This is a genomic window from Nonomuraea montanisoli (genome assembly GCF_013363975.1).
GTDB classification, from domain to species: domain Bacteria; phylum Actinomycetota; class Actinomycetes; order Streptosporangiales; family Streptosporangiaceae; genus Nonomuraea; species Nonomuraea montanisoli.
On record NZ_JABWGN010000001.1, the window covers coordinates 336,469 to 348,554 of the forward strand.

Annotated in this window: 11 protein-coding genes; 4 read left to right on the top strand and 7 right to left on the bottom strand. The window is 73.2% G+C overall.

The window, feature by feature from the left end:
* Positions 1-52: 52 nt before the first annotated feature.
* The 4 genes from HTZ77_RS01540 to HTZ77_RS01555 are packed head-to-tail and all read right to left on the bottom strand — an operon-like array spanning position 53 to position 3,102.
* Positions 53-1,159, bottom strand: coding sequence for a bifunctional phosphoglucose/phosphomannose isomerase (locus HTZ77_RS01540; RefSeq protein ID WP_328808362.1), 1,107 nt, complete (start codon positions 1,157-1,159; stop codon positions 53-55).
* Positions 1,156-1,335: a Trm112 family protein gene (locus HTZ77_RS01545; RefSeq protein ID WP_175587589.1), complete on the bottom strand. Its 180-nt coding sequence runs from the start codon at positions 1,333-1,335 to the stop codon at positions 1,156-1,158. Before HTZ77_RS01545 ends, HTZ77_RS01540 begins: the two co-directional genes overlap by 4 nt.
* Entirely contained in the window at positions 1,332-2,696 is a 1,365-nt protein-coding gene (locus HTZ77_RS01550) for a phosphomannomutase/phosphoglucomutase (RefSeq protein ID WP_175587590.1), read from the bottom strand. Before HTZ77_RS01550 ends, HTZ77_RS01545 begins: the two co-directional genes overlap by 4 nt.
* A gap of 40 nt (positions 2,697-2,736) precedes the next feature.
* Positions 2,737-3,102 carry a DUF3499 domain-containing protein gene (locus tag HTZ77_RS01555; RefSeq protein ID WP_175587591.1) on the bottom strand — a complete coding sequence of 122 codons (366 nt, stop codon included), beginning with the start codon at positions 3,100-3,102 and terminating at the stop codon, positions 2,737-2,739.
* A gap of 294 nt (positions 3,103-3,396) precedes the next feature.
* On the opposite strand from HTZ77_RS01555, the gene HTZ77_RS01560 reads away from it, so the two are divergent.
* On the top strand, positions 3,397-3,762 hold the full coding sequence (locus HTZ77_RS01560) for a metallopeptidase family protein (RefSeq protein WP_312888105.1): 366 nt from the start codon (positions 3,397-3,399) through the stop codon (positions 3,760-3,762).
* A gap of 75 nt (positions 3,763-3,837) precedes the next feature.
* Here the strand turns inward: HTZ77_RS01560 and HTZ77_RS01565 are convergent, their stop codons facing one another.
* Together HTZ77_RS01565 and HTZ77_RS01570 are read right to left on the bottom strand one after the other, a co-directional pair.
* A complete protein-coding gene (locus tag HTZ77_RS01565) occupies positions 3,838-4,098 on the bottom strand; it encodes a WhiB family transcriptional regulator (RefSeq protein WP_049564653.1) in 261 nt (86 codons plus the stop codon).
* A 320-nt stretch (positions 4,099-4,418) separates the two neighbouring features.
* Complete coding sequence (locus HTZ77_RS01570) at positions 4,419-6,989, bottom strand: hypothetical protein (protein ID WP_175587593.1); 2,571 nt, start codon at positions 6,987-6,989, stop codon at positions 4,419-4,421.
* Positions 6,990-7,181: 192 nt separating this feature from the next.
* Here HTZ77_RS01570 and cofD point away from each other — a divergent pair, with 192 nt between their 5' ends.
* The 3 genes from cofD to HTZ77_RS01585 all read left to right on the top strand — a co-directional run bounded on the left by cofD (position 7,182) and on the right by HTZ77_RS01585 (position 10,299).
* Positions 7,182-8,132, top strand: coding sequence for a 2-phospho-L-lactate transferase (gene cofD, locus HTZ77_RS01575; RefSeq protein WP_175587594.1), 951 nt, complete (start codon positions 7,182-7,184; stop codon positions 8,130-8,132).
* A 41-nt stretch (positions 8,133-8,173) separates the two neighbouring features.
* Positions 8,174-9,475, top strand: a complete 1,302-nt coding sequence (locus tag HTZ77_RS01580) for a coenzyme F420-0:L-glutamate ligase (RefSeq protein WP_175587945.1) — start codon at positions 8,174-8,176, stop codon at positions 9,473-9,475.
* Between the two features lie 89 nt (positions 9,476-9,564).
* Complete coding sequence (locus tag HTZ77_RS01585) at positions 9,565-10,299, top strand: lytic polysaccharide monooxygenase (protein WP_175587595.1); 735 nt, start codon at positions 9,565-9,567, stop codon at positions 10,297-10,299.
* A 67-nt stretch (positions 10,300-10,366) separates the two neighbouring features.
* Here the strand turns inward: HTZ77_RS01585 and HTZ77_RS01590 are convergent, their stop codons facing one another.
* The gene (locus HTZ77_RS01590; protein WP_175587596.1) at positions 10,367-12,046 is read right to left on the bottom strand and encodes a substrate-binding and VWA domain-containing protein; all 1,680 of its coding nucleotides are present in this window, start codon (positions 12,044-12,046) and stop codon (positions 10,367-10,369) included.
* Between the last annotated feature and the right edge of the window lie 40 nt (positions 12,047-12,086).

Sequence of the window (12,086 nt, forward strand, 5' to 3'; positions counted from 1 at the left end):
CGGTCTGCTCCACTCATAAAGATCATGTACTCATTGCCCCGGGAAGGGGATCCTATTCCGCAATCCTGGCCTTCAGCTCGGTGATGGCCGACACCGGGGTCGGGTCAATGCCGTACCCGAGGGCGAGGTAGACACTCGCGTAGTCGGCGATCCCGATGAGCGAGGCCATCCGGACCAGCGGATGCTCCCCCTCGGCGGCCAGCTCGCTGACCGGCACGTCGCGCTCGTGGGCCAGCCGCGCCGACGCCTCGCGGCGGCGCGTCACCTGGGGATGCTCCTCGCTGTCGCGCACGAGCACCAGGCGCAGACCGCGGCCGGGCTCGTCGGAGAAGATGTCGCGCTGGGCGAACGGGCCGTCGAAGGCGACCACCTGGTTGTGGTTGGCCTCGGGCAGCTCGCCGAAGACGGCGGGGTACTTCGCGTTCTCGTTGAGCTGGCAGGCCAGCCGGTAGCCGGCGACCGCGGCGAGCGGCGAGGTGCCCCAGATCATCGGCACGCTCTCGGCCAGCTCCATGGCCAGCGTCTTGCCCGGGTTGATGAACGACTCGCTGGAGGGCCGGCACCGGTGGGCGATGGCCTCCAGCGTCACGGCCACCTCCTCGAACAGCGAAGCCTCGGCCCGGACCAGGCCGAGCGCGGACGCGGCCACGATCAGCGGGACGGTCAGCAGCCAGACGTTCGCGCGCGGCTGGCCGACCGCGGGCACCGGCACGAACGGCGCCGACGCCTGCCGGGCGATCGCCTCCAGCGGCGAGTCCGCGCTGCCCACCGCGAGCAACCGGCAGCCGCGCCGCACGGCCTCCGTGGTCGCCGACAGCGTCTCCTCCGTACGGCCCGAGCAGGAGACGGCGATCACCAGGTCGGCGGCGCCCACCCAGCCGGGGAGCTGGTAGGAGCGCACGGTGACGATCGGCAGCGGCGCGCCCCGGCCGGCCACGGCGGCGAGGATGTCGCCCGCGATGGCCGAGCCGCCCATGCCGACGACCACGACGGCGCGCGGCCGGTACTGCCCGACCCGGCCGGGCAGTCCGGCCTCGACGGCGACGCGGTGCCCGGTGCGCACCTGGGCCGCTGACGCGGCGACCGCGAGCAGCATGCCGCCCGGGTCGCCGTCGGTCAGGTGTTGCTGGTCGTCGAGCCGGTCAGGCTCCCAGATCACGGCTTCCTGGCCTCGTCGACGAGAAGCACCGGGATGTCGTCGCGCACGGGGTAGACCAGGCCGCACCCGGTGCAGGCGAGCTCCCCGGCCTCGTCGCCGGCCCCGCCCTCGGCACGCAGCGGTGACTTGCACGCCGGGCAGGCCAGGATCTCCAGCAGCCAGTCGTCGATCTTCACTCTGACACCCTTCTTACGACGGCGAGCACCTCGTCGGTGATCGCCTTCATCGTGGTCTCGTCGGCCGCCTCGGCGTTGAGCCTGAGCAGCGGCTCGGTGTTGGACGCGCGCAGGTTGAACCACCAGCCGGAGCCGGTGACGGTCAGCCCGTCGAGCTCGTCGAACCCGCCCCGGCCCGCGAACTCCTCGCGCACCCGGCGCAGCGCGGCCCCCTGGTCGTCGACCGTGCTGTTGATCTCGCCGGAGGCGTGGTAGCGGGCGTACGCCCCGACCACCTCGGACAGCGGCCGGTCCTGCTCGCCGAGCGCGGCGAGCACGTGCAGCGCGGCCAGCATGCCGGAGTCGGCGTACCAGAAGTCGCGGAAGTAGTAGTGGGCGGAGTGCTCGCCGCCGAAGACCGCGCCGGCGCGCGCCATCTCGGCCTTGATGAACGAGTGGCCCACGCGGGTGCGCACCGGCCGCCCGCCCTGCTCGCGGACGATCTCGGGGACGCCGAGCGAGGTGATGAGGTTGTGGATGATCACGGCGCCGGGGTGCTTGGCCAGCTCGCGGGTGGCGACCAGCGCGGTGACCGCCGACGGGGAGACGGACTCACCCCGCTCGTCCACGACCCAGCAGCGGTCGGCGTCGCCGTCGAAGGCCAGGCCGAGGTCGGCGCCGCTGTCGACGACCGCGCGCTGCAGATCGCGCAGGTTGGCCGGCTCCAGGGGGTTGGCCTCGTGGTTGGGGAAGGTGCCGTCGAGCTCGAAGTAGAGGGGCACCGTCTCGATGGGCAGCCCGTCGAAGACGGCGGGCACGGTGTGGCCGCCCATGCCGTTGCCCGCGTCGACGACCACCTTGAGCGGCCGGATGCCGGACAGGTCGACGAGGGTGCGCAGGTGGCCCGCGTAGCCCTGGAGCAGGTCCTTCTCGATCAGCGCCCCGTTCGCGCCGCCGCCGGCGAGCGCGCCGCCCGAGGCCAGCAGCTCGGCGGCCCGGTCGCGGATCTCGGTCAGGCCCGTGTCGCCGCCGATCGGCACCGCGCCCGCGCGGCACATCTTCATGCCGTTGTAGCGGGCCGGGTTGTGGCTGGCGGTGAACATCACGCCGGGCAGCCCGAGGCTGCCGCTGGCGTAGTACAGCAGGTCGGTGGACCCGAGCCCGGCGTAGACCACGTCCACGCCGCGCGAGCGCGCGCCCCGCACGAACGCCGCGCTCAACGGCACGGACGACTCGCGCATGTCATGGGCGACCACGGCCGACTCCGCCCCGGTCACCTCCGCGAACGCCGCCCCCACGGCCTCCGCCGCCGGCTCGTCCAGCTCGTCGGGCACCACTCCGCGTACGTCGTAAGCTTTGAAGATCTTGGCGAGGTCGCCCACTCTCCAGCTCCGCCCCTAGGTCTGCTACGTCTGGACGAGCCTACCGGTCACGGTGCTGCTGGGCGGAACGAAGAACGCGCAGATGCCCGCGGCGGCCGACCTCGACGCCCTGCCCGACCGGCTCGCCGCCGCCGGGGGTGGGCCGGGCGGCCTCGCGCACGGCGTTGGCCAGCGCCTCCAGGTCGTCGGAACTGGGCGAGGCGCCGTCCGTCGGCAGGCGCACCACCTCCCAGCCGCGGGGGGCGGTCAGCCGCTCGGCGTGTTCGGCGCACAGGTCGTAGCAGTGTGGCTCCGCGTACGTCGCCAGGGGGCCGAGAACAGCGGTCGAGTCGGCGTATACGTACGTGAGCGTGAAGACGGCAGGCTGGCTGCAGGCGGTGCGGGAACAGCGGCGGACGGGGCTCACGGAGGGACCGTATCCGGTAAGGGGGCGGGGCGCCACTATCTGAGCGCTCTTAACGAGCGTGTCGCCACAATTCGGACAGCTGTCGCAGCGTTCGGACGCCTGTCGCAGCGTTCGGCCGAGTGTCACAGTGTTCGGCCGCCTGTCGCAGCGTTTCCACCCACATGCCCCCGATGGCCGTCGTCCTCGGCCCCGGAGGCCGGGTCCCCTTAGACTTGCCGTGTGACACACGAGCGGCGCCCGAGGCGGCGCGATCGGCATGGTCGCGGCCTGCGCGGTCCACTGGCGCCCTCCCACGTGCCCATAGCGCGCTCGCGCAGCGAGCGGTTCGACGACCTGGTGCTCGACGCGGTCGACCGGCTGCGCCCGCAGTGGGGCAAGCAGCTCTCGGCGGTGGAGTTCGCGGTGGAGGACGTGCCTCCGCTGAGCGAGCTGGGCGACGGGCCGGGCATGGGCGCCGACCCCGTGCCGTTCGGGCGGGCCGAGGTGGCCAAGGGCGCCGACCCGGCGTCGATCGTGCTCTACCGCCGCCCCCTGGAGGCGCGCGCCCGCGACCGCGAGACGCTCGGGGCGCTCGTCCACGACACGGTCGTGGAGCAGGTCGCCACGCTGCTCGGCCTGTCGCCGGAGACGGTCGACCCGGGCTACGACGACCGCCGCTGACCGGCCCGTATCCCCCGCTCGCGCGCATGAGAAAGGGCCACGCGGAGCTCCGCGTGGCCCTTTCGGCAGATATCTCTAAACGGCCTGGCGCTTGATCCTTCTGCGCTCCCGCTCGGACAGTCCACCCCAGATGCCGAACCGCTCATCGTGCTCAAGTGCATATTCAAGACACTCTGCACGTACTTCGCAGGATCGGCAGACCTTCTTGGCCTCTCGGGTGGAGCCGCCTTTTTCCGGGAAGAACGCCTCAGGATCAGTCTGCGCGCACAGGGCGCGCTCCTGCCATCCGAGTTCTTCAGCGTCAAGCTGATCCTGTGCGATGACCAGATCGGTCACTGCACACCTCCCTGCCGCCCGCCCGCAATGGAGCCCCCCATGAACGCCTCCCTTATTACCCACCCACGGGAAGGCGTAACAACATGGTTGTAATTACACGCGTGTGCTGTACGTGACGTCAAGCGGCATGCCGGTATCCGGGGAAAGGCCAGCTCTCGCCCCGGTGTGCATGGCATGTGATGTTCGCACCTGACCCATCACCACGTGATCCATGGCGTTGGCCTGGCGTGTTCAACGCTGTCAGCGGTCGGAACCGTACCAGGGCGGTATAGAGCCCCGCCCGTGGCCCACCTACTCTCTAGCCGTGCTTTGCCGGTTCGTTACCTGCGTGGCTCGTTGGGGGTGTATATGGCTGTGGGGTCGATCGGGTCGTCGCCGTCGCGCGACCGGTCGGCGCCGCCCATTCCGTAGGGCTGCTGCTGCTGGTCGAGCCGGATCGTCGACTCGGGGTTGCCCTGTGGCCAGCCCTGCGAGGGCGGCTGCTGCTGGTAGGGCTGCGGCTCGTAGTGCGCCGGCTGGGGCTCGTAGCCCTGCTGGGCGTGCTGGCCGTATCCCTGCTGCTGCGGGGCGCCGGTCTGCTGCTGGGGGTTCCCGTACAGCGCGTCGTACGGCCCGGGCTGCTGCTGCTGGCTCGGGTACCCGGAGTGCTGTCCGGTCTGCTGGCCGGAGTGCTGATACGTCTCGGCCTGCTGGTAGGCGTCGAGGAGCTGCTGCGAGCGCGGGTCGACGGGCGGGTCCGGCTCCTGGTAGGCGGACTGGGCGTACTCGTGGCCGGAGTAGCCGGTGAACGGCTGGCCGCCCTGCCCCTCGTACGCGGGGCGCGCCTCCTGGCCGGCCGGGGGGTACGGCACGCTCGGCGAGGTCTCGCCGGAGGTGTGGACGGGGTCGGCGGGGCTGTTGAAGGCGTTCGGCTGCTGGGCCTGCGGCTGGTAACCGGCCCCGGCGTCGTGGGAGGGGGCGTAGGGCGCCGCCGGCTGGACGCCGCTGGGGGGCTGCGGCGTGTAGGGCGTGTACGGCGTGCCGCCCTGGGGGTCCGTGGCGTAGGGGTTCGCCTGGGAGTCGGGGGCCGGGGCGTAGACGTCGGGCTGGGAGTGGGTGGGGGTGTAGCCGCCGGGCCGCGTGTCCGCCGGGGTGTAGCCGCCGCCCGGCTGGGAGTCGGCCGGGGTGTACGGCGTGAGCGGGGTGTCCAGCGTCGGATAGGTGCCGGGGCCCGAGTCGGCCGAGGAGTAGACGTTCGGCGAGGACGGCGAGGACGGCGACGCGGGCGAGTCCAGGGCGTCCAGGGAGTCGAGGGAGGAGTACGCGCTCGACTGGCCGTAGGCGCCGGGGTGGCTGTCGGCGGGGACGTACGGCGCGGGCTGGTACTCGGTCTGCTGGTAGTCGCTCTGCTGCGGGTAGCCGCCGCCGGGCGCGGTGTCGGCCGGGGTGTAGTCGGCGGTGGTGTAGGAGGGCTGGGCCGGGGCCTGGGGGCTGTAGGTCTGCTGGCCGGACTGCGGGGGGAACGCCTGGGTGGGGCTGGTCTGGCCGAAGCCCTCGGGCTCGGCGGGGCCGCCGTACGGGGACTGCTGTGCGCCCTGCCCGGCCGGGGCGCCGTGCTGGCCGCTCGGCGGGGCCTGGCCGTAGGCGGGCTGCTGCTCGGACCGGCCGTAGGCGCTCGCCGGGTCGGCCTGCCCGTAGGCGCTCGCCGGGTCGGTCTGGCCGAAGGCGCTCGCGGGGTCGGGCTGGCCGTACGCGGGCTGCTGGTCGGGCCGGCCGTGACCCGGCTGCCCGCCGAACGGCTGCTGCGGATGCTCCGGCTGCCCGCCGAAGGGCTGGTGGTCCGCCTGGCTTCCGAACGGCTGGTGCTCCGGCTGGCTTCCGAAGGGCTGCTGGTCGGGCGGGGTGAAGCCCGGCTGGGGCTGGCCGTAGGACGGCTGCTGGTGGACGTCGGGCTGGCCGAACGGCGTCGCACCGGGCTGGCCGAAGGGCTGCTGCTGCTCGTTCTGCCCGTAGGCCGGCTGCTGCTCGCCCGGTCCGTAGGAGGTCGCGGGGTCGGTGTGCCCGAAGGAGGCCGCGAGGTCGGCCTGCCCGTAGGCGGGCTGCTGCTCCGGCTGGGCGAAGCCCTGGTCGGAGTGGCCCGGCCGGGGGTCGGCGTCGGCCTTGCTGTCGCCCGGAGCGGCGGGGAGCGCGGCGCGGGGCTGGGGAACGGGCTGCTGCGGGGGCTGCGGCTGCTGGTAGGGGTCCTGCGGGCCGTGGGGGGCGCCGTCGGGCTGGCCGAAGCCCTGCTGGCCGTGCGAGGCGCCGTCGGGCTGGCCGAAGCCCTGCTGCCCGTAGGCGGGCTGCCCGCCGTACTGGCCGGGCCGGCCCTGCGGGTCGGCGGCATACCCGGGACCGAACGCGTCGGAGCCGCTGCCGTGGACCGGGTTGCCGTACGGCGTCGCGCCGAAGCCGGAACGCGAGCCCTGCCCGGAGTTCGCGGCCATGGCCTGAGGGAGCAGGAAGGCCAGCGCGATGGCCGTCAGGCCGAGCTGCGGCACGCCCGAGAGCAGGAACTCCACCGTGAGCCGGACGCCGCCGCCGGCCAGCAGCCCGAGCAGCAGCGCGAGCGCGCCGAACAGCGCCGCGAGGCCGAGCGCCCCGGTCGCGCCGAGGATGATCGGCCGCGCCTTGGACGACGGCGGGCCGAACCGGGTGACCAGCAGCACGGAGCCGACGAGCAGGGCCACGGCCACGGGGCTGGTGAGGCCGGAGAAGTTGGTGAAGGCGCGGTCCATCAGGGACGAGCCGCCGCCGTACGGGGTCGTCGTGCCGATCAGCACCCGGCCGACGGCGAGCAGGACGTTGATCGCGCCCGCTGCCAGCATCAGCCAGGCGGCCGGCTCCCTCAGCCGCGCTGCGTCAAGTTTGTTCACGACTACTCCCATCGGACCCTTTAGCCCGAAGGGAGTTTGCCACATCACCGCCATGGATGACGGGAGTCCCGCCAACCACTTATCCCCCAAAAGCCCCACATCGCCCGCTATGCCGTGTTTTTCGGAGGGTTGCGGATCGGCAACGCCGAGGCCGTCTCGGGCGTGTCAGAGGCCGGTGGAAGACTGGTCGGCATGCACATCGTGTCCCTCGCCGGCGGCATCGGCGGCGCCCGCTTCCTGCGCGGACTGCGCGAGACCTCGCCCGACGCCCGGATCACCGTGATCGGCAACACCGGTGACGACATCACCCTCTTCGGCCTGCGGGTCTGTCCCGACCTCGACACGGTCATGTACACCCTCGGCGGCGGCATCAACGAGGAGCAGGGCTGGGGCCGGACCAAGGAGACCCACGTCGTCAAGGAGGAGCTGGCCGCCTACGGCGTCGAACCGCAGTGGTTCGGCCTCGGCGACCGCGACTTCGCCACCCATATCGTCCGCTCCCAGATGCTGGAGGCCGGCTTCCCGCTCTCGCAGATCACCCGGGCGCTGTGCGCGCGCTGGCAGCCGGGCGTCGAGCTGCTGCCGATGAGCGACGACCGCTGCGAGACGCACGTCGTCATCACCGACGAGCGCGGCCGGCGGGCCGTCCACTTCCAGGAGTGGTGGGTGCGGCTGCGCGCCTCGGTGCCCGCCGAGTCGATCGCCCTGGTCGGCGTGGACGGCGCCAAGCCGGCCCCGGGCGTGCTGGAGGCCATCGAGGAGGCGGACGTGGTGATCCTGCCGCCGTCCAACCCGGTGGTCAGCATCGGCACGATCCTCCAGGTGCCCGGCATCCGCGAGGCGCTGCTGCCCAAGACGGTCGTGGGCGTCTCCCCCATCATCGGCGGCGCCCCGGTGCGCGGCATGGCCGACGCCTGCCTCACGGCGATCGGCGTCGAGACCACGGCCCAGGCGGTGCTCGACCTGTACGGCGCGGAGCTGATCGACGGCTGGCTGGTGGCGCCCGAGGACTCCGGCGTCCGGCTCGACGGCGTGCGCGTCGTCGCCCGGCCCATCCTCATGCGCGACCCCGAGACGGGCGCCGACGTGGCGGCCGACATCGCCCGCGGCGCGCTCGACCTGGCCCTGGAGCTGGCCCGATGACCACCGACCCGACGACCACCAGCCCGACGACCACCAGCCCGATGGCCACCGACCCGACGACCGCCAGCCCGACGACCGCCGGGTCGGTCGAGGTCGTCCCCGTCACCGGCATCGGTGAGGTCCGGCCGGGCGACGACCTGGCGCTCCTGCTCCGCGACGCCGGCCTGCGCGACGGCGACATCGTCGTCATCACCTCCAAGATCGTCAGCAAGGCCGAGGGGCGGGTGCGCCGCGCGCCCGACCGCACGGCCGCCATCGAGGAGGAGACGGCCCGGGTCGTCGCCCGGCGCGGCGACACCGTGATCTCCCAGACCCGCCACGGCTTCGTGATGGCCGCGGCCGGGGTCGACGCCTCCAACACCGAGGCGGGCACCGTCCTGCTCCTGCCGGAGGACGCCGACGCCTCGGCCCGCCGGGTCCGGGCCGGGCTCGGGGCCCGGGTCGGCGTGATCGTCTCCGACACGTTCGGCCGCCCCTGGCGCAACGGCCTGACCGACCTGGCCGTCGGCGCCGCCGGCGTCGTCCCGCTGGAGGACTTCCGCGGCGGCGCCGACACCCACGGCAACCCGCTCAACGCCACGGTCACCGCGCTCGCCGACGAGATCGCCTCGGCCGCCGAGCTGGTCAAGGGCAAGCTGGCGGGCGTGCCGGTCGCGATCGTGCGCGGCCTCGGGCACCTCGTCACGGACGACGACGGGCCCGGCGTCCGCCCGCTGATCCGGCCGGCCGACGACGACCTGTTCCGGTACGGGTCGCGGGACGTGGTGTTCGCCCGCCGGACGATCCGCGCGTTCTCGGAGGAGCCGGTGGACCCGGCCGCGGTGCGGCGCGCCGTCGCCGCGGGCATCGCCGCGCCGGCGCCGCACCACACGACGCCGTGGCGGTTCGTGCTGGTGGAGTCGGCGGCGGCCCGGCTCAAGCTGGTGGACGCGATGCGCGAGGCCTGGATCGCGGACCTGCGCGGCGACGGCTTCACCGAGGAGTCGGTCGCCAAGCGGATCCGGCGGGGCGACGTGCTGCGCGACGCGCCGTACCTCGTGGTGCCGTGCCTGGTCATGGAGGGCTCCCACACCTACCGCGACGACCGGCGCAACGCCTCGGAGCGGGAGATGTTCGTGGTGGCGATGGGCGCCGGGGTGGAGAACCTGCTCATCCAGCTCGCCGTCGAGGGGCTGGGATCGGCGTGGGTGTCGTCCACGATGTTCTGCCGTCCGGTGGTGCGCGAGGTGCTGGACCTGCCGGAGACGTGGGACCCGATGGGCTGCGTCGCCGTGGGCCACGCCGCCGCGCCACCCCGCGACCGCGCCCCGCGCGACCCGGCCGACTTCATCCTCACGCGGTGAAGCCCTGACAGGGCATGTCATCGGCCATTTACCATTAGGAAAGTTTCCTTTACATTTGGGGCAACCCCCCAGGTAAAGGAGCACTTTCAATGCGAAGGACGCTCACGTTAGTCACCGTGGCGGTGATCACGATCGCCGCCGCGGTGTTCGTGGCCGAGCCCGCCATGGCCCACGGGTACGTCAACTCGCCACCGAGCCGCCAGGCCTTCTGCGCCCGCGGCCAGGTGCCGGACTGCGGCGACATCATCTACGAGCCGCAGAGCGTCGAGGGCCCGAAGGGGCTGCGCACCTGCCACGCCAACGTCTCCCGCTTCGCGCAGCTCAGCGACGAGAGCAAGCCGTGGCCGGCGACCTCGGTCGGCACCAGCGTGACGTTCACCTGGACGTTCACCGCCCGGCACGCCACCAGCTCCTACGAGTACTACATCGGCGACACGAGGGTGGCCTCCTTCAACGGCAACGGCCAGCAGCCGCCCGCGACGGTCTCCCACACGGTGAATCTCTCGGGCTACACCGGCAGGCAGAAGGTCCTGGCGATCTGGAACATCTCCGACACCGCCAACGCCTTCTACTCCTGCATCGACCTCCAGATCGGCGGCGGTGGGGGCAACCCGACGCCCACCCCGACCCCGACCGTCACGCCCACCCCCACCCCCACCCCCACGCCGACCTCGAACCCCGGCGGCACGTGGAAGGCGGGCACGGCCTACGCCGTGGGCGCGGTGGTGACCTACGGCGGCGCCTCCTACCGGTGCCTCCAGGCGCACACCGCGATCGCCGGCTGGGAGCCGCCCAACGTCCCCGCGCTCTGGCAGCGCGTCTGATCCGCCCGTCCCTCCGATGACCGGGCGCCGCCCCGCGCAGCCGGGGCGGCGCCTTCGCGCTTCCGGCTCAGGGCGTCTGCTTGCAGGTGGGGTGGCACAGGCGGCGGGCCAGCGCGGCGAGGAAGACGTCGATGATCTCGCCGGGCTGCTGCGCCACGTGCAGCGACCCGTTCGTCGCGGCCGTGATCTGGCCGAGGCTGTCGCGGTCCGCGCCCGCGCCGAACGCGATGACGACGATCTGCACGGGTCTGTCCGGCCGCCACTCGTCCTTGAGCTTGCCCACCAGCTCCTGGAGCGTCACGCCGCGCCCGTCGTCCTTCCCGGAGGTGATCACGAGGAGCGTGTTGTTCATCTCCTCGTGGTACTCCCGGGTCACCTCGCGGAACCCGGCGAGGATCCCGTCGTAGAGGGAGCTGTCGCGGTCCGGGTGCGCAGTGATCGTGCTGGTCAGCTCGTCGAGCACGCTGCGCCGGATGACCTGGCCGGTGTCGGGCCTCGTGATCGGCCCCAGCGAGACGCGCTCCTGGTAGCCCTTCGCGCCGCCCAGCCCGTCGGCGAACTCCCACATGCCCATGTGCGTCGAGTCGGGGAACAGCCGCAGCCCGAGCTTGGCGGCCTGGAGGGCGATGCCGACCCGGGTGGTGTCCTTGACCCGCTCGGCCATGTGCCGGGAGGTGTCGGCCAGCACGAGGATGTTGGTCGGCGGGGCGAGCCTGCTCCACGCCTGCAGCGCCTCGTCGATGTCCTCCGGCGACACCGACGGCCGCGTCATCGGCGTCTCGGACGGCACCTGCGGACCGGGCGAGACGGGCCCGCGCGCGCCGTCGCCGGACCAGAACCCGGCCCGCCGCACGAGGTCCTGCGCCTCCCCGCCGCGCAGCCAGTCGGCGAAGACCTTCGACGCCTCGGCCACGTCCGGGTCGGTCGCGGTCACCACGTACGGGTAGTCCAGGATGATCGTGCCCTCGCGCGGGCGCAGCGCGACGACCGGGTCGGCCGACGCCGCCCGCCGGTTGTGCTCCCACACCGACTGCTCGGGCACGATGACGACCGGCCGCTTCCAGAACGCGCGGTCGTCCACGGCGGCCATCATCGTGCGGTAGTCGGGGGCGGAGCCGGCCTGCGCCCAGCGCACGAACGCCGTGAGCGCCTTGTCGGCCTCGGCCCCGGCGCCCACCACGTCCCGGGCCGCGGCCACGGTGGCGATGCCCGCGCCGACCAGCGACGGGTCGGGCACGCGCACGACGTCCGGCTCCTGCTCGGTCGGCAGCAGCCGCCCGCGCACGGTCGCGGGGAAGACCATCCGCCAGTTCATCTGGGTGCCGCCGACGGAGAACGTCCGCGCGAGCGAGGAGCGGGTGGCGAAGACCAGCGGGGAGGTCGCCACCACGCTCTCCCCGGCCGGCAGCCCGCTCGCGCCCTGCTTGCGGGCCAGCCGGATCCAGGCCGAGGAGTCGGCGATCCAGCCGTCCGGCCGCTGGCGCAGCACACCCGCCCGGTCACCGATCAGCGTGCGCAGCACGGTGGCCGGCGGCTGCTCGGTGACCTGGACGAGCACGCACCGGCCGCCCGAGGCGGTCTTCGTCTCGTTGAAGCGGGAGGCGGCCTCCATCGCCACGGGCGCCACGTCGACCGCCGCCGCGACGTTGACCAGAACAGGCTCTCGCGTGGCGCACAGCGCCCCGCCGCCGCCCAGGAGCACCACGAGCGTGCCGGCGACGAGGACCACGGCGGTGGCCCCCGCCATCAGCCCTCGCCGGAGTGCCTTCCTCCGCCGCAGCTCAGCG

Excerpts from the sequence above, each read along its gene's own strand:
- cofD (WP_175587594.1), top strand. The coding sequence starts at position 7,182 with ATGCACATCGTGTCCCTCGCCGGCGGCATCGGCGGCGCCCGCTTCCTG.
- HTZ77_RS01580 (WP_175587945.1), top strand. The coding sequence starts at position 8,174 with ATGGCCACCGACCCGACGACCGCCAGCCCGACGACCGCCGGGTCGGTC.
- HTZ77_RS01585 (WP_175587595.1), top strand. The coding sequence starts at position 9,565 with ATGCGAAGGACGCTCACGTTAGTCACCGTGGCGGTGATCACGATCGCC.
- HTZ77_RS01590 (WP_175587596.1), bottom strand. The coding sequence starts at position 12,046 with ATGGCGGGGGCCACCGCCGTGGTCCTCGTCGCCGGCACGCTCGTGGTG.